This window comes from Jeotgalibaca ciconiae, assembly GCF_003955755.1.
In the GTDB taxonomy this organism is placed as follows: domain Bacteria; phylum Bacillota; class Bacilli; order Lactobacillales; family Aerococcaceae; genus Jeotgalibaca; species Jeotgalibaca ciconiae.
The window spans coordinates 2,616,696-2,632,880 of sequence record NZ_CP034465.1; the positions used below are offsets into that span (position 1 = coordinate 2,616,696).

The 16,185-nt window shown below is 37.6% G+C and carries 16 protein-coding genes and 1 pseudogene; 13 read left to right on the forward strand and 4 right to left on the reverse strand.

The annotated features are described in order from the left end of the window. Positions 1 to 9: 9 nt before the first annotated feature. From rpoD to dnaJ, 12 genes are all read left to right on the forward strand, one after another. Positions 10 to 1,137 carry an RNA polymerase sigma factor RpoD gene (rpoD, locus tag EJN90_RS12130; RefSeq protein ID WP_126111612.1) on the forward strand — a complete coding sequence of 376 codons (1,128 nt, stop codon included), beginning with the start codon at positions 10 to 12 and terminating at the stop codon, positions 1,135 to 1,137. Positions 1,138 to 1,431: 294 nt separating this feature from the next. Beyond that, positions 1,432 to 2,133, forward strand: coding sequence for a tRNA (adenine(22)-N(1))-methyltransferase (locus tag EJN90_RS12135; RefSeq protein ID WP_126111614.1), 702 nt, complete (start codon positions 1,432 to 1,434; stop codon positions 2,131 to 2,133). Further along, positions 2,130 to 3,272, forward strand: a complete 1,143-nt coding sequence (locus tag EJN90_RS12140) for a Nif3-like dinuclear metal center hexameric protein (RefSeq protein WP_126111616.1) — start codon at positions 2,130 to 2,132, stop codon at positions 3,270 to 3,272. Before EJN90_RS12135 ends, EJN90_RS12140 begins: the two co-directional genes overlap by 4 nt. A 26-nt stretch (positions 3,273 to 3,298) precedes the next feature. Beyond that, complete coding sequence (gene pepT, locus EJN90_RS12145; RefSeq protein ID WP_126111618.1) at positions 3,299 to 4,540, forward strand: peptidase T; 1,242 nt, start codon at positions 3,299 to 3,301, stop codon at positions 4,538 to 4,540. Next, the gene (locus EJN90_RS12150; protein ID WP_126111620.1) at positions 4,537 to 4,809 is read left to right on the forward strand and encodes a DUF1294 domain-containing protein; all 273 of its coding nucleotides are present in this window, start codon (positions 4,537 to 4,539) and stop codon (positions 4,807 to 4,809) included. The genes pepT and EJN90_RS12150 overlap by 4 nt, the downstream gene beginning before the upstream one ends. Before the next feature lie 87 nt (positions 4,810 to 4,896). Beyond that, entirely contained in the window at positions 4,897 to 5,811 is a 915-nt protein-coding gene (gene truB / locus EJN90_RS12155; RefSeq protein WP_126111622.1) for a tRNA pseudouridine(55) synthase TruB, read from the forward strand. 28 nt (positions 5,812 to 5,839) lie between these two features. After that, positions 5,840 to 6,835 carry a riboflavin biosynthesis protein RibF gene (ribF, locus tag EJN90_RS12160; protein WP_126111624.1) on the forward strand — a complete coding sequence of 332 codons (996 nt, stop codon included), beginning with the start codon at positions 5,840 to 5,842 and terminating at the stop codon, positions 6,833 to 6,835. Beyond that, positions 6,832 to 7,968, forward strand: a complete 1,137-nt coding sequence (gene hemW / locus EJN90_RS12165; RefSeq protein WP_126111626.1) for a radical SAM family heme chaperone HemW — start codon at positions 6,832 to 6,834, stop codon at positions 7,966 to 7,968. Before ribF ends, hemW begins: the two co-directional genes overlap by 4 nt. A gap of 112 nt (positions 7,969 to 8,080) precedes the next feature. Continuing rightward, positions 8,081 to 9,127 carry a heat-inducible transcriptional repressor HrcA gene (gene hrcA / locus EJN90_RS12170; protein WP_126111628.1) on the forward strand — a complete coding sequence of 349 codons (1,047 nt, stop codon included), beginning with the start codon at positions 8,081 to 8,083 and terminating at the stop codon, positions 9,125 to 9,127. A 15-nt stretch (positions 9,128 to 9,142) separates the two neighbouring features. Next, positions 9,143 to 9,673, forward strand: coding sequence for a nucleotide exchange factor GrpE (gene grpE / locus EJN90_RS12175; protein WP_322348862.1), 531 nt, complete (start codon positions 9,143 to 9,145; stop codon positions 9,671 to 9,673). Positions 9,674 to 9,725: 52 nt separating this feature from the next. Then, the gene (dnaK, locus tag EJN90_RS12180; protein ID WP_126111632.1) at positions 9,726 to 11,561 is read left to right on the forward strand and encodes a molecular chaperone DnaK; all 1,836 of its coding nucleotides are present in this window, start codon (positions 9,726 to 9,728) and stop codon (positions 11,559 to 11,561) included. Positions 11,562 to 11,772: 211 nt separating this feature from the next. Next, positions 11,773 to 12,942: a molecular chaperone DnaJ gene (gene dnaJ, locus EJN90_RS12185; protein WP_126111634.1), complete on the forward strand. Its 1,170-nt coding sequence runs from the start codon at positions 11,773 to 11,775 to the stop codon at positions 12,940 to 12,942. A gap of 102 nt (positions 12,943 to 13,044) precedes the next feature. On the opposite strand, the gene EJN90_RS12190 is transcribed toward dnaJ, so the two are convergent. The 4 genes and pseudogenes from EJN90_RS12190 to EJN90_RS13920 form a co-directional block, all read right to left on the reverse strand. Next, on the reverse strand, positions 13,045 to 13,401 hold the full coding sequence (locus EJN90_RS12190) for an IS3 family transposase (RefSeq protein ID WP_407657490.1): 357 nt from the start codon (positions 13,399 to 13,401) through the stop codon (positions 13,045 to 13,047). Positions 13,402 to 13,458: 57 nt separating this feature from the next. Further along, entirely contained in the window at positions 13,459 to 13,806 is a 348-nt protein-coding gene (locus EJN90_RS12195; RefSeq protein WP_265415851.1) for a helix-turn-helix domain-containing protein, read from the reverse strand. A gap of 24 nt (positions 13,807 to 13,830) precedes the next feature. Further along, positions 13,831 to 13,983 (reverse strand): annotated as a pseudogene (locus EJN90_RS14130) (transposase); the annotation flags it as partial. A gap of 18 nt (positions 13,984 to 14,001) precedes the next feature. Further along, positions 14,002 to 14,169, reverse strand: coding sequence for a hypothetical protein (locus EJN90_RS13920; protein WP_164544085.1), 168 nt, complete (start codon positions 14,167 to 14,169; stop codon positions 14,002 to 14,004). Positions 14,170 to 14,402: 233 nt separating this feature from the next. On the opposite strand from EJN90_RS13920, the gene EJN90_RS12200 reads away from it, so the two are divergent. Beyond that, complete coding sequence (locus tag EJN90_RS12200) at positions 14,403 to 16,046, forward strand: phosphoenolpyruvate carboxykinase (ATP) (RefSeq protein WP_126111638.1); 1,644 nt, start codon at positions 14,403 to 14,405, stop codon at positions 16,044 to 16,046. Positions 16,047 to 16,185 lie beyond the last annotated feature (139 nt).

Genomic DNA, 16,185 nt, shown 5'->3' on the forward strand with positions numbered 1-16,185 from the left:
GGAATTTTTATGGCCATTGTTAAAAATGAAAAAGGTAAGACACTCGAGCAAGTAACGAATCAGGTGATTAAAGAACACAAACTGTTGGGATCTATTTTTTATGATGATCTAACCGATAAAGTAGCGACACCTTTCCAACTCGATGCGGACCAAATGGATAAACTTATCCAAAAAATGGAAGATAGCGGTGTTAGTGTGGTAGACGCTGATGGCGGTCCGACTGCCCGTCAATTGAAAACCGAAGAGAAGAAAAAGGTTGAAAAGAAAGAAGAAAAAATTGAAGAGGAAGTAACTGCACCAGCGGGCGTGAAAATCAATGATCCAGTTAGAATGTACCTGAAAGAAATTGGACGTGTATCCTTATTAACTGCCGATGAAGAAAAAGAATTAGCAATTCGTATTTTAGATGGCGATCAAGAAGCAAAACAAGAGTTAGCGGAAGCAAACTTGCGTTTAGTTGTTTCGATTGCAAAGCGCTATGTTGGGCGTGGTATGCACTTCTTAGACCTTATCCAAGAAGGAAATATGGGGTTGATGAAAGCCGTTGAAAAGTTTGACCATGAAAAAGGATTTAAGTTCTCAACGTATGCTACTTGGTGGATTCGTCAAGCAATTACGCGTGCTATTGCAGACCAAGCAAGGACCATCCGTATTCCAGTACATATGGTAGAAACGATTAATAAGCTTGTTCGTATTCAACGTCAACTATTACAAGATTTAGGTCGCGAACCAACACCAGAAGAAATCGGTGCTGAAATGGATTTGCCGACTGAAAAAGTACGTGAAATATTGAAAATTGCTCAAGAACCAGTTTCTTTAGAAACGCCAATTGGTGAAGAAGATGACTCTCATCTTGGAGATTTTATTGAAGACCAAGAAGTGACAAGTCCTGCCGAACATACTGCACAAACGCTATTAAAAGAACAATTAGAAGAAGTTCTTGATACGCTGACAGATAGAGAAGAAAATGTTTTGAGATTGCGTTTTGGATTAGACGATGGGAACGTACGTACCCTTGAACAAGTTGGAAAAGTGTTTGGCGTTACTCGTGAACGTATTCGTCAAATTGAAGCAAAAGCTTTAAGAAAATTACGACATCCAAGTCGTTCAAAACAATTGAAAGATTTCTTAGAATAAGAAAAGAGGGCTTGTCCCGCTTTGGCTAAGAGAGAGGCTGGGAAAAAACTCCCAGCCTCTTTCCTATACCCGAATAATGTAGCGTAAATGTGCTCAAAAAGGCAGCCCCGACGTCCACTTCACGAATCATGCTCAGATGGTCTGCAACCATCTGAGCATGATTCGCTCCAGTGATTCGGGGCTGAACGCCTTTTTTCCCACTCTCTCTCTTTTTTTTGAACGATGCTTTAATTTTTTAGCTTAAACTGATAAGATTATAAGGAGAAGTAAGAATTTTGAAAGGAGGAGCAGTACATGAATGATAATCAATTATCAAAGCGATTAGAAACTGCTGCATCCTATATAGAAAAAGGTGCACGGATAGCAGACATTGGTTCAGATCACGCTTATTTACCTTGTAATCTGGCACAAAAGGGAATGATTGAGTTCGCGATAGCTGGCGAAGTGGTTGTAGGCCCTTTTGCTTCCGCTAAAAAACAAATTGAAGCATCTCAAGTAGAACACATTGTTCAGGCAAGACTAGGGGATGGTGTTTCGGTTATTGAAGCCGCGGATAAAATTGATACAGTTACCATTTGCGGAATGGGCGGCGATTTAATAGCTAGGATTTTAGATTCTGGCAATGAGGAAAATCGATTGTTAAACGTGAAACGATTAATCTTGCAGCCGAACAATGCGGAAAAAAAATTACGAATGTGGTTAATAGAAAATCAATATAACATTATAGCTGAACAAATCATTTCGGAAAATAATAAAATTTATGAAATCATCGTTGCAGAACCAGCAGACGAGCTGCCAAACTACGCTGAAGAAGATTTTGTTTTTGGAAGATTTTTGCGGAAAGAAAAGAGTAAGGTGTTTGTTGAAAAATGGCAAAACGAATATGAAAAATATGAATATATTTTAAATAGTTTAGACCATTCGCAAAGAGATGTTTCAGATAAAAAAATAGAGGTCAAAAAAATAATGAAAAAAATCAAGGAGGAGATTTCATGAAAACTCTTATCGGATTTGATTTTGTGAAACACTTTGAGAAAGAAGTCCCTCTTTGGTTAGCTGAGGATGGAGATCCAGTAGGTTTACATGTCGGTGATCTTTCAAAAACCATAAAAAAAATTATGGTTACTCTAGATGTGCGGCCAGAAGTGGTTCAAGAAGCAATTGAAAAAAACATAGACTTCATATTAGCACACCATCCGCCTATCTACAGTCCTATTGCTCGTTTAGATTTAGCTAATCCCCAAATAAAAATGTATGCTGATTTAATGAAGAATGATATTACCGTATATGCAGCGCATACCAATCTAGATAACGCAAATGGTGGTATGAATGATTGGCTGGCAGATCAATTAGGGTTAAACGATGTAGAAATAATGGATGTGAGTAAAACCATTTGTCTAAAACGTCTGGCTGTCTATGTTCCCGAAACACACGCAGAAGTTGTCAGGCAAGCAATTACTTCAGCAGGCGCTGGAAAGATAACCGATAACTATAAAGATTGTTCTTACACTTTAGAAGGAATTGGTCGCTTTACTCCTGTGAATGAAGCGGACCCTACTATTGGAGAAGTTGGAAAGCCAGAAAAAGTAATGGAAGAGAAAATAGAAGTGATTCTCGAAGAAGAGAAACTCACCACTATTCTTGAAGCGATGTATCAAGCACATCCTTATGAAGAACCTGTTTTTGAAACCTACTCGGTTGACCAAAAACAAGCAGAAACGTTTGGCTTAGGCAGAGTAGGGAATTTAGAAAAAGAGATGAATTTAAAAGATTTCGCTAAACATGTGAAAAAATCTTTTAAAGTAGACGGCTTACGAGTGATTGCGCCTCAGAATGACCTTAATAAAAAGATACGTAGAGTAGCCCTCTGTGGCGGAGATGCTGGAAAATACTATCCGAAAGCAATCCAAAAAGAAGCAGACGTATATATAACAGGGGATGTTTATTATCACACTGCTCACGATATGCAAGCAGCTGGATTAGTAGTTGTTGATCCAGGGCATCACATAGAAAAAGTTTGTATTCCGAAGCTGCGAGAGATGTTAACTGAGTGGAAAAAAGAATTGTCTTGGGATGTAGAAATTATTCCGTCTACCGTTAACACGAATCCGTTTATTTTTGATAATCAATTATAGTTTTTAAGAAGGGAAGCAATAAATCCATGCAAGAACAATTAATTAATCGATTACTTACCTACACTAAGTTTGATACACGTTCAGATGAAAATAGTGAAACAGTGCCGTCTACAGCTAGCCAGATTGCATTTGCAAAAGAAATTTTGATACCTGAATTAGAAAAAATTGGAATGTCTGCTATTCAATACAATCCTGAAAATGGTTTTGTGACTGCACATATTCCTGCAAGTACAGATGAAAAATTACCTGCAATCGGTTTTATAGCACATATGGATACTGCTGATTTTGAATCAAAAAATGTCAATCCACAAATCCATGAAAACTATGATGGAGAAGCAATTATCCTAAATAAAGAAAAAAATATTGTTTTATCTCCGGAAGACTTTCCAAATTTAAAAAATTATCAAGGCCAAACTTTGATTACCACAGATGGCAACACTTTACTAGGTGCAGATGACAAAGCTGGAATTGCGGAAATTATGACAGCTATGGAAATCATTTTAGCAGATACCACAATCAAACACGGAGAAGTTCGTGTCGCTTTTGGTCCCGATGAAGAAATTGGAAAAGGTGCAGATCTTTTTGATGTAGAAGCTTTTGCTTGCGATTTTGCTTATACGATGGATGGTGGTCCTGTAGGGGAATTACAATTTGAAAGTTTTAATGCTGCACAAGCTGTCGTTGAAATTCAAGGGAAAAATGTTCATCCGGGAACAGCAAAAGACACGATGGTCAATGCAATTACATTAGCTATGGAATACAACAGCTATCTGCCAGAAAAACAAACTCCCGAAAAAACAGATCAACGAGAGGGATTCTACCATCTTTTGGGCATTGAAGGAACCGTTGAAGAAAGTAAGATGGTTTATATTATCCGAGACCACGATCGTAGATTATTTGAAGAGAAAAAGAAAAATATGCAAGAGATTGCTGAAAAAATGAATCAAGCCTTTAAGGAACCGCGTATTAATATTGAGATTGCTGATCAATACTATAATATGGGAGAACTTCTTGAAAAAGATATGCGTCCTGTAACCTTAGCTGAAAAAGCAATGAAATCTCTATCGATTGAACCAATTATTGAACCAATTCGAGGTGGAACAGACGGTTCGAAATTGACATATATGGGGTTACCAACGCCTAATATATTTGCGGGTGGAGAGAACTTCCATGGACGTTATGAATTCGTTGCGGCAGAAAGCATGGTAAAAGCTACAGATGTTATCGTTGAAATTATTCGTCAAAGTCAACACTATTCTGAGCTATGATTGATTACAAAGAATTTTATTTTGCTGGACTTTTCCTTTTGAATATCCTTGCTTTTATTTTAATGGGTATTGATAAATCAAGAGCAAAAAAAAGACAATTCCGTATCCCTGAAAAAATGTTACTAATAGTAGGATCTATTTGTGGAGGAATCGGTGGTATTGCTGGAATGAAGATCTTTCGACATAAAACAAAGCATTTTTATTTTTATGGCTGGTATCTAGCAGGATTGTTAGCATGGGGTTTTATTTTTTATTACAGACTACATTAATTTCATTAGAGCTGCTTTTGAATGAAGGTTCGAAAGCAGCTTTGATTATGCTATAATTACAGGGTTGTAAAGATTGGAGGAAAGAGAATGAATGGAATTTTGCCATTATGGAAAGAGCGAGGGATGACCAGCCACGATTGTGTTTTTCAACTTCGAAAAATTTTGAAAATGAAAAGAGTTGGGCATACTGGAACACTTGATCCAGAAGTAGACGGTGTTTTACCAATTTGTCTTGGACCAGCGACAAAAGCCGCTGAATTCATGACGGATATGGGAAAAGCATACTCCGGAGAGATTACGCTAGGAATCGCAACGACGACAGAAGATGCTCATGGTGAAATAATCGAACAGCTTTCAGTAAGAAAAGATATTTCGAATGAAGAGATTGATTGTTGTATGAAGTCTTTTGTCGGAGAAATTACTCAAATACCTCCAATGTATTCCGCAGTAAAAGTAAATGGTAAAAGACTTTATGAATACGCACGTAATGGGGAAGAAGTAGAGCGTCCTAAAAGAACCGCTCAAATTTATTCTTTTAATAGAACAAGCAATCCAAAATATAATGAAAAAAATCAAACAGTTTCTTGGAAATTTGTTGTGGCTTGTGGAAAAGGGACTTATGTTCGTACACTTGCAGTAGATCTAGGCAAAAAAATAGGGTATCCTGCTCATATGTCGCAACTAACGCGCATGAAGAGCGGCCCTTTCGAACAAACAAACTGTTATACATTAGCACAAGTTCGTGAACTGGCAGAAAGTAATCAAGTTTCTTCAATTTTAGAGCCTATTGATCTTATTTTTGAGGAACTTCCTAGCTTTTCGTTAAACGATTCCTTGTGGAGCAGAGTGAAAAATGGAGCAGTAATCGAAGCCGATGCTTTTCCAGGGATGGAAGAAATAAATCTGATTGCTTTCCATTATAATAATAATTTGGTAGCATTGTATGAAAATCACCCTGGTCGAGAAGGGTTTAAAAAACCACGGAAAATGTTTTTGTCCTAATTTTGGCAAACAGGAAAGAGAGTTAATAATGGAAGTATTATATATTCATCATCCTTATAAGAAAGAAGAAATCCCCAAGGAGTCGGTAGTTTTAGCTTTGGGGTACTTTGATGGCGTCCATATCGGGCATCAAGCGGTTATAAAGAAAGCCAAACAAGAAGCGATAAAAAGAGATAGTAAATTAGCGGTAATGTCCTTCAACCAACACCCTAGTATTGTATATAAGAAACTGGACGCAGAATCAATGAAATATTTGTCTGTTCCAGAAAGAAAAATAGCCTTGATGGAGCAGTTAGGTGTGGATTATTTTTATATCATTGATTTTACGTATGATTTTGGAACTTTACGTCCGCAAGAATTTGTTGATCAGTATATAGTCGGTCTTAATGCCGATGCAATTGTCGCTGGTTTTGATTATACTTATGGTCCTAAGAATATTGCTGACATGGCTCATTTACCTTCTTATGCAAAAAAAAGATTCGACATTATCGAAGTTTCTGCTCAAGTAACCGACAACAAAGAAAAGATTAGTTCAACGAGTATCCGTGAAGCATTAGATAGCGGTAATTTAGAGAGAGCTAATCAAATGCTTGGTTATATCTATCAGTTTGATGGCCGTGTCATGCATGGTGATGCAAGAGGAAGAGAACTTGGTTTTCCTACTGCAAATATAAAAATAGGCAAGTATATTCGGTTACCAAAAGTAGGCGTATATGCGGTATCCATTAGAGTTCAAGGGAAATGGTATCAAGGTATGGCCTCAATCGGCTATAATATTACATTTGAAAAAGACCGCCAAAAGACCATCGAAGTAAATATCTTTGATTTTGATAAAATGATTTATGGGGAAAAAGTAACCGTTCGTTGGCATCATTATCTACGTGATGAAGTAAAATTTACGGGTATTGAAGGATTGATTGATCAGTTAAAACAAGACCAAATTGATACGGAAAAATACTTTTCTCAGCATCCTGATCAAATCGTGGATGCAGACGTGAACTCTGATTTGGAGATGATGGAATGACCGCTGCTTATTTACACATTCCTTTTTGCGAACACATCTGTTTCTACTGTGACTTTAACAAAGTATTTTTAGAAGGACAACCTGTTGACGAGTATGTGGACGCTGTAATCAAGGAAATGGCGATTATGAAGAGCCGGCATCCTAAGGAGGCGGTCAGTACCTTCTATATTGGCGGAGGAACACCAACGACGCTCACAGCTAAACAATTAGACAAACTTTTGGATGGAGTCCAAACGTATTTCCCTCTGGATAAAAATGCAGAATTTACTGTTGAGGCAAATCCGGAAAGTGTCTCTTTTGAAAAATTTGCTGTAATGAAATCACATGGTGTAAATCGAATCAGTATGGGTGTTCAATCTTTCAATAATGAAATATTAAAAAAAATTGGTAGAATCCATACAGCAGAACAAGTATATGATTGTGTTGCGAACGCAGATAAAGCTGGCTTTGATAATATCAGTATTGATCTTATATTTCGTTTACCGAATCAAACAATAGAAGATTTTACTCGAACCTTGCAAAAAGCATTGGAGTTAGACTTACCGCATTATTCGATTTATGCCTTAATCCTCGAAAACAAAACGATTTTCTATAATTTAATGCGACAAGGGAAACTTCCATTGCCATCTGAAGATGATGAGGCGGATATGTTTCAACTTGCGATGGAAACGATGGAAAAAGCTGGGCGTTACCAATATGAGATATCAAATTATGCAAAGCCGGGCTTTCAGTCTCAACACAACTTGGCATATTGGAATAATGATACATATTTTGGTTTTGGAGCGGGCGCTCATGGCTACATTGATGGAGTCCGTTATAACAATCATGGGCCGATTCAACATTTTTTAGAGCCACTAAGGCAAGGTGAATCGCCAATTATTTATCAAAACACTCTATCCAAGCAAAATAAAATGGAGGAAGAGATGATCCTTGGTCTTAGGACAATGAGAGGTATCGACCAAACGCTCTTCAAAACAAAATATGGACAAGCGGTCGAGGAAATTTACCAGAATGAATTAACAACGCTTTTTAATCAAAAGTTGATTAAAATTGAAGGGGATTATATTCGTTTGACGAAAAAAGGCGTTTTTTTAGGAAATGAAGTGTTCCGTTCCTTCTTAATGGATAATTAATAAATGATTGAGAATAAAACAGTTGATATCTGTTGACAAAAACATAGCATCGTGATAAATTTGTTTATGGATTAGCACTCTGTATGCTTAAGTGCTAAAGCGAGGTGAATATATGTTAACAGAAAGACAGCTGATGATATTAAACCAGATTATTAAGCATTATATTGAGCATGGTGAACCACTTGGCTCGAAAAGCTTATTAAATGAAATAAATTTATCCGTTTCTCCGGCGACGATCCGAAATGATATGATGCGCATCGAAGAGTTGGGATATTTAGAGAAAATGCATGCTTCTTCTGGAAGAATACCGTCTATCTTAGGCTATCGTCATTATGTTGATTATTTGCTCCAGCAAAGACTTGAATCTTCTTCCGAAGATTTAATCAGGAAAAAGATTAAACGTTCGATACGTTCACCCTATAAGGAAGCTCAGGAGATTATCGAAACCTCTGCTGAAATGCTTTCTTACTTAACGAATTACACGGCCTTGAGCATTGGTCCTGAGAAGATTAATAGTAAGTTAACGGGTTTTCGTTTAGTGCCTGTTACAAGTGGTCAGTACATGGCAATCCTAGTGACTGATAAAGGATATATTGAAAGTAAGATGTTCTCCTTAGGCAGAAACTTTGATACTGGCAAACTTGAGAAAATCATTAATATATTTAATGAAGAATTAGCAGGTTTACAGCTTAATGAAGTCTATCTAAAGCTTCAGACGGAAATACCTGCACTTGTGACAAGGTATGTAGGCGATGAACTGGATTTATTTTCTATCTTCAAAGAAATTATCTCTAAAATGGATAATGACCGAATCTATATTGGTGGAGAAATGAATCTCCTTAACTATTTTGATTTTGATCAGTCAAATGATCGAGAGAAGATTAAATCAATTTATTCATTGATCCATCAATCGAATGAATTGCATTCGTTGCTGTTAAGCGATCCAAACCAAATCACGGTACGGATTGGTACAGAAATGAATAATGAATTATTGAATAATTTAAGTTTAATTACGGCCACATACAGCGCTGGCAGGAGCGGTAAAGGATTAATTGCTTTACTAGGCCCTACCAATATGCCGTATGATGAAATTATCAAAATTATGCGTGTGACAAGTGATGAACTATCAGACAGTATGCATGATTTTTATGAAGAATAGTAAAGGAGAATCGTCGTGGGAGAAAAACAAAACCTAAATGAAAACGAAGAAGTTGCTGCAATAGACGAAACAGTCGAAGAAGTTGAAGAGACGGTTTCTGAAATAGAACAGCTGACTAAAGAGCTAGAGGAAACACAGGATCGCTATTTACGCGTACAAGCCGAATTAGCCAATATCCAAAAGAGGAATGCCAAAGAACGACAAGATGCTGCGAAATACCGTTCACAAGTATTAGCAAATGAATTGCTGCCAGTAGTGGATAACTTGGAACGTGCTTTAGAAATCGAAGTAGAAGATGAAAAAGCATTGAATCTAAAAAAAGGCGTTGAAATGGTATATAATTCTTTTGTGGAAGCTTTGAAGAGTGAAGGCATTGAAGTAATCAATCCGGTCAACGAACCATTTGATCCAAACTTCCATATGTCGATTCAAGTACAAGCTCTCGAAGAAGGGCAAGAAGCTGATACGGTTGTATCTGTTGTCCAAAAAGGTTATAGTTTAAAAGACCGTGTACTTCGACCTGCAATGGTAATTGTGGCACAATAATTAATGTATTTTAAAAATTTAAAAATTTAAAAATTAGAGGAGATATTCAACTATGAGCAAAATTATCGGTATTGACTTAGGAACTACAAACTCTGCAGTTGCAGTATTAGAGGGTGGAGAAGCTAAAATTATTCCAAACCCAGAAGGAAATCGAACAACACCTTCTGTTGTTTCCTTCAAAAATGGTGAAATTCAAGTAGGGGAAGTTGCAAAACGTCAAGCAATTACAAACCCAAATACAATTAGTTCTGTAAAACGCCATATAGGGGAAGCTGGTTTTAAAGTTGAAGTGGAAGACAAATCCTATACAGCACAAGAAATTTCTGCAATGATTCTACAATACCTAAAAGGTTATGCAGAAGAATACTTAGGAGATACTGTAGATAAAGCAGTTATTACAGTTCCTGCATACTTTAATGATGCACAACGTCAAGCAACTAAAGACGCAGGTAGAATCGCTGGTCTAGAGGTTGAGCGTATTGTGAACGAGCCGACAGCAGCTGCCTTGGCTTATGGACTAGATAAGACTGATACGGATGAAAAAATCTTAGTATTTGACTTAGGTGGAGGAACATTTGACGTTTCTATTCTTGAACTTGGTGATGGCGTATTTGACGTATTAAGTACATCAGGAGATAACAACCTTGGTGGAGATGATTTTGATAACAAAATTATTGACTTCATGGTTGCAGAGTTCAAAAAGGAAAATGGAATTGATTTAGCAAATGACAAAATGGCTAAACAACGTCTGAAAGACGCTGCTGAAAAAGCGAAAAAAGACTTGTCTGGTGTAACTTCAACACAAATCAGCCTGCCATTTATTACTGCTGGAGCATCTGGTCCATTGCATATGGAAATGACATTAACAAGAGCAAAATTTGATGAATTGACACATGATCTTGTAGAACGTACAAAAATTCCTGTACGTCGTGCTATTGAAGATGCTGGAATCAAGAAAAGTGAAATCGACCAAGTTATCTTAGTTGGTGGGTCGACTCGTATTCCTGCAGTTGTAGAAGCGGTACGTCGTGAATCAGGTAAAGAACCAAATAAATCAGTGAACCCGGATGAAGTAGTAGCAATGGGTGCAGCAATCCAAGGTGGCGTTATTACAGGTGATGTAAAAGATATCGTACTTCTTGACGTAACACCACTTTCTCTTGGTATTGAAACAATGGGCGGTGTGTTTACGAAATTAATTGATCGTAATACAACGATCCCAACTAGCAAATCACAAGTATTCTCAACAGCGGCAGATAACCAACCTGCGGTAGATGTACACGTATTGCAAGGTGAACGCCCAATGGCTGCGGATAACAAAACATTAGGTCGATTCCAATTATCGGATATTCCACCAGCACCACGTGGTATCCCACAAATCGAAGTAACATTTGATATTGATAAAAATGGTATCGTAAATGTAAGTGCGAAAGACCTGGGAACACAAAAAGAACAACAAATTACCATCAAATCATCATCTGGTTTAACTGATGAAGAAATTGAAAAAATGGTTAAAGATGCAGAAGCTAACGCAGAAGCAGACAAACAACGTAAAGAAGAAGTAGAATTACGTAATGAAGTAGATCAATTAATCTTCCAAACTGATAAGACTTTGAAAGATTTAGAAGGAAAAGTTGACGCTGACGAAGTGAAAAAAGCAGAAGAAGCACGTGATGAATTAAAAGCAGCAGTTGAAGCAAATGATTTAGAAACTATGAAAGAAAAACGCGATGCGTTGAATGAAGTAGTTCAAAACTTGACTGTTAAACTTTATGAACAAGCAGCTGCTCAACAAGCAGAAGCTGGTGAAGGAGCTGACAGCGGTCAAGGCTCATCTGATGACGATAATGTTGTTGATGCTGACTTTGAAGAAGTTGACAATGACTAATTAAGTCATAGAGAAATTAGTTTATAATTTCTTATTAGTGAAAGCAAAACGCGTACAGAACTTCATTGGGCTGTACGTGTTTGACTGATTAGGTTGCCGAAACTCTTAAGCGACTATGAAAAACGGATAGCTTTCTTGCTGATATAAAAATAGTGATGTATATATGTGCGGAACTGCATCCGTATCATAGTGATCTAATGGAGGAAAATATATGGCGAAAAGAGACTATTATGAAATATTAGGCGTTTCAAAAACCGCTTCAGATGATGAAATTAAAAAAGCCTATCGAAAACTTTCAAAAAAATATCATCCTGATATTAACAAAGCTGATGACGCAGCAGAAAGATTTAAAGAAGTTGCTGAAGCTTATGAAATTTTGAGTGATTCACAAAAAAGAGCTGCTTACGATCAATATGGACATGCAAGCACAGACCCAAATTTTGGAGCTGGCTATGGCGGTTTTGGCGGCGGAAGCGGCAGTGGGTTCGGAGGATTTACAGGTGGATTCGATGATATTTTTGATACCTTCTTTGGTGGTGGCGGCGGCCGTTCTAGAAGCTATAATGCACCACGTCAAGGGGCAGATTTACAATATCGTGTACACTTGAAATTTGAAGAAGCTATATTTGGTAAAGAAGAAACCGTTCGTTATGCACGTGAAGAAGAATGTGAAACTTGTAGCGGGTCTGGTGCAAAGCCTGGAACAGAGCCAAAAACTTGTTCGAAGTGTCATGGTTCAGGTGCTGTTCAAGTGGAACGCAACACGCCTTTTGGTCGCGTAATGACCCAAGCGGTTTGTGATGTTTGTCAAGGTTCAGGTAAAGAAATTGTAGAAAAATGTGAAACTTGTCATGGTAATGGGCATGTTGAGAAAGAACATTCTGTAAATGTTACCATACCAGCCGGAGTGGAAGATGGTCAGCAATTACGATTAGCTGGTCAAGGTGAAGTTGGCTCAAACGGAGGACCATACGGAGATTTATATGTTATTTTTTCTGTTGAAGAAAGTGACATATTTGACCGAGATGGGGCAGAAATCTATTATGTTCTTCCAATCTCTTTTGTTCAAGCAGCAATGGGAGCTGAAATTGAAGTTCCTACTGTGCATGGAAAAGTGAAGTTAAAAATTCCAGCTGGAACTCAAACGGGTACGAATTTCCGTTTAAGAGGAAAAGGAGCGCCACGTTTAAGAGGAACTGGGAACGGCGATCAACATGTAAAAGTGAGCATCGTAACACCGAAAAATCTTAGCGACCAGCAAAAAGAAGCATTGCATGCTTTTGCTGAAGCAAGTGGCGAACAAATAAATGGCGAAGAAAGTGGCTTTTTCAATAAAGTGAGAGATGCTTTTAACTTCGATTCAAAAGGAAAAAAGAAGTAAAAAAGTGAGAAGAGGAATGAACTGCCCACTGTCAAGTAGACAGGTAAAAAAATAAATCTTTTAGACCATGTATGTAAAAATGCGTGGTCTTTTTTATCGCATTTATGCAACCGTTTGTAGAATCTTCTCTTCCGTGGGAATCGCTAATCCCATATCCAAAGTTACGCGCTCATTATTGAAGAACGCAATATATGTCTTGATTTTCCGATCTAAATAGGCCGGTGTATCAAAGGTATCGAGGTTAAACATTTCCACCTTTAGCGTCCCCCAAAAACCTTCCATAGGACCGTTGTCGATACATTTTGAGACACGCGACATACTATGGATCATCTTATTGAATGCATGGGAGGTGTACTGGGAGCCACGGTCGCTGTGGATTAAGGTGGTTTCAGGTTTTACATCACTCAAAATCTGCTTCATTGTATTTAGCACTAATGGATGATCATTACGATTGCTCATTCCCCAGTATGTCGTAAAGGTGGTTGACTGGGTATTTATGCTTTAATTCTTCAATAGTCAGATATTCCGCTTCTTGTCTAACTCCTGAGATTTGAGACTCCCAGCGATCTTTTGGCGCTTTTTTAACGCATCGTTCTCCATTTCCAGCCATTTGTTTCTGGCTTTGAGTGTTTCAACTTCTGCGTTTAACCGTTCTTCCGTTGTTTGAAGTTCCGTGGGCTTCCCGCGGCCCCGGTTGTCTTCCAGACCTTTCGGTCCATGCTTTTTGTATTTGTTTACCCATAAGTAAATGTTGTTGTAACTTACCTGGTGTTTCTCGGCTGCTTCCTTGTAGGTCAAGCGATTGCTGATGTAATCCTCTACGATTTGTAACTTCTCTTCATATGTTTTCTTGGCACTGGTCATCTGATACACCTCGGAATTGGGAGAATCGGATACATTCTCTTTTCCTTCAGTATACCGTTTTATCCAATTTTTTACTGTTGTTTCCGATGGAATGTTATGTTTAACGGCTAAGTAAGAAAAATCATATCCCGTTCTTAGATGTTCAGACACGATCTGCTGCTTGAACTCTTTCGTATCCCGGCGGTTGTTCTTTTGCTAGCGGATCCCTTCGACGCCATCACGTTGATACTTGTCAACATATTTCATAAAAACGGCAATTGATAACATTAGATTGAATTTTTCGACGAGTGTCCGATAAGGGACACCCTCTAGGTGTAGGCCGATGAATTGTAATAATTCCATCTCTGTATGTTTTCTGGCCATAGAAAAAAACCCCCATCAAAGTAGTTTGTTTTTTACAGTGTCTACTTTGATGGGAGCTTATCAGAAACTCTTCTCACTTTTTTTGCTTCCCTTGTATGTTTTTGGGAAAGTAATTTTTTATTCCTAATTAGCATTTATAAATAGTATGTTTTGAAACAAAAATATGTAAGGGGTTACAAAATCGGTAATTAAGTTTATAATAGAAGTAACAAACTGTGAAGGAGTGGAAATGTATGGCAACTGTTGAACGGTATGAAAGGGAAAGCATAAAGAAAACCAACCCATTGTTGACGAAATTTCGGACTACCATTGAAACAGCCTTTTATGGAAATAATATGGTTGAAGTCAATGACATTGCCGAAGCTTATCGATTAGCTTCAGAAGCTGGAAGTACCATTATTACCGATTTACCTGTGAAACATACTGAAGAATTAGGGCTGCCTTCTGATGCGAAGATTTTAGTGGAGAATGGAGGAAAAACGTTTGGAAGAACCGCAAGAGCGAGAAGAACCGTTGGAGAAGACAAAGAGGAAGATGCAAAGTTAGAAGGAATTATTCGAGACGTGATTTATGAAAGTAGCGACAGGAAGTACTATAAAACTACTGGATATGTCGGATTAGATCCAGATTTTATGATAAAAGCACATATTGCATTTCCTGAAGGACAAGAAAATAATTTGTATTCATGGCTCTTGAATTTTCAGGCAAGCAATGAAAAGTACGATGAAATGTATGCAGAATCAACTGAATTTTCTGAAGGAGATATTTACATTTATGGAGATCCAGATTGGAGACATCCAGATTATCCTGTAGGTTTGGCTTATTTTGAACCTGATAGTAACGTAGCTTGTATCCTAGGGATGCAATACTTCGGAGAATTTAAAAAGGGAACGTTAACGCTGGCTTGGGGAACCGGTCATCGTAATCAATTCGTTGCTTGTCATGGCGGGCAAAAAGAATTTATTACAGATGATGGGTCTTATATTGCGTCGTTCTTTGGATTATCTGGTTCAGGAAAATCAACCTTGACACATTCAAAACATGACAACAAATACAACGTAAAAGTCTTACATGATGATGCTTTTTTAATCAATCTGAATGATGGCTCTTCTATCGCTTTGGAACCAGCTTATTTTGATAAAACTCAAGACTACCCAGCAGATCATCCAGAACAGGACTATTTTGTTACCGTGCAAAATGTAGGAGTGACATTGGATACAGATGGAAAGAAAGTTCTTGTTACAGAAGATATTCGAAATGGAAATGGCCGGACAGTGAAATCACGTTATTCGACACCAAATCGAGTTGATAAATTCACGGAGCCCATTAATGCAGTCTATTGGATTATGAAAGATGAATCACTTCCACCATTGGTAAAGATAACAAATCCAGTATTGGGCTCAATTTTTGGTCTGACTCTCGCTACTAAACGGACAAGTGCAGAGAATGTGAAGAAAGGTGAATCTACCGATAAATTAGTTATCGAACCATATGCGAATCCATTTAGAGTTTACCCATTAGTAGAAGATTTTAATGATTTCAAAGAATTGTTAAGTCGAGAAAATATGGAGTGCTACATTATCAATACAGGTTACTTCCTAGATAAAAAAATACCAAAAGAGGTAACTTTAGGAGCCATTGAAAGTGTTGTTGAGCAAACTGCTGAATTTAAACCCTTTGATAATGTAGAAAACTTAAGTTATCTAGATGTCAAAGGATATGAGCCTGATTTTGATGATTCTTCTTACAAGAAGCTTATAAAAGAGCGGATGCAAATGCGTTTAGAATACGTTGAAAAATTCAATGAAGATCATCAAGATCATCCTTTGCCAGAAGAAGCGATTGCTTTATTAAAAGACTTAGTTAATTATTTGTAAAAAAATTTTCATACAGTTGTTAGTTGCCTTTAGCAGCTAACAACTGTATTTTCTTGCAGACTAAGGTGTTATAGGTTCTGCTTTCTATGTCTAACTCTCAAGTCCTGATTTTGTCCGCTTTTCTAGTGGTTTGAGAACT

What these genes read in the sequence shown, in the direction of transcription:
- rpoD (WP_126111612.1), top strand. Translation starts at nt 10, where the DNA reads ATGGCCATTGTTAAAAATGAAAAAGGTAAGACACTCGAGCAAGTAACG.
- EJN90_RS12135 (WP_126111614.1), top strand. Translation starts at nt 1,432, where the DNA reads ATGAATGATAATCAATTATCAAAGCGATTAGAAACTGCTGCATCCTAT.
- EJN90_RS12140 (WP_126111616.1), top strand. Translation starts at nt 2,130, where the DNA reads ATGAAAACTCTTATCGGATTTGATTTTGTGAAACACTTTGAGAAAGAA.
- pepT (WP_126111618.1), top strand. Translation starts at nt 3,299, where the DNA reads ATGCAAGAACAATTAATTAATCGATTACTTACCTACACTAAGTTTGAT.
- EJN90_RS12150 (WP_126111620.1), top strand. Translation starts at nt 4,537, where the DNA reads ATGATTGATTACAAAGAATTTTATTTTGCTGGACTTTTCCTTTTGAAT.
- truB (WP_126111622.1), top strand. Translation starts at nt 4,897, where the DNA reads ATGAATGGAATTTTGCCATTATGGAAAGAGCGAGGGATGACCAGCCAC.
- ribF (WP_126111624.1), top strand. Translation starts at nt 5,840, where the DNA reads ATGGAAGTATTATATATTCATCATCCTTATAAGAAAGAAGAAATCCCC.
- hemW (WP_126111626.1), top strand. Translation starts at nt 6,832, where the DNA reads ATGACCGCTGCTTATTTACACATTCCTTTTTGCGAACACATCTGTTTC.
- hrcA (WP_126111628.1), top strand. Translation starts at nt 8,081, where the DNA reads ATGTTAACAGAAAGACAGCTGATGATATTAAACCAGATTATTAAGCAT.
- dnaK (WP_126111632.1), top strand. Translation starts at nt 9,726, where the DNA reads ATGAGCAAAATTATCGGTATTGACTTAGGAACTACAAACTCTGCAGTT.
- dnaJ (WP_126111634.1), top strand. Translation starts at nt 11,773, where the DNA reads ATGGCGAAAAGAGACTATTATGAAATATTAGGCGTTTCAAAAACCGCT.
- EJN90_RS12190 (WP_407657490.1), bottom strand. Translation starts at nt 13,401, where the DNA reads ATGAGCAATCGTAATGATCATCCATTAGTGCTAAATACAATGAAGCAG.
- EJN90_RS12195 (WP_265415851.1), bottom strand. Translation starts at nt 13,806, where the DNA reads ATGACCAGTGCCAAGAAAACATATGAAGAGAAGTTACAAATCGTAGAG.
- EJN90_RS13920 (WP_164544085.1), bottom strand. Translation starts at nt 14,169, where the DNA reads ATGGCCAGAAAACATACAGAGATGGAATTATTACAATTCATCGGCCTA.
- EJN90_RS12200 (WP_126111638.1), top strand. Translation starts at nt 14,403, where the DNA reads ATGGCAACTGTTGAACGGTATGAAAGGGAAAGCATAAAGAAAACCAAC.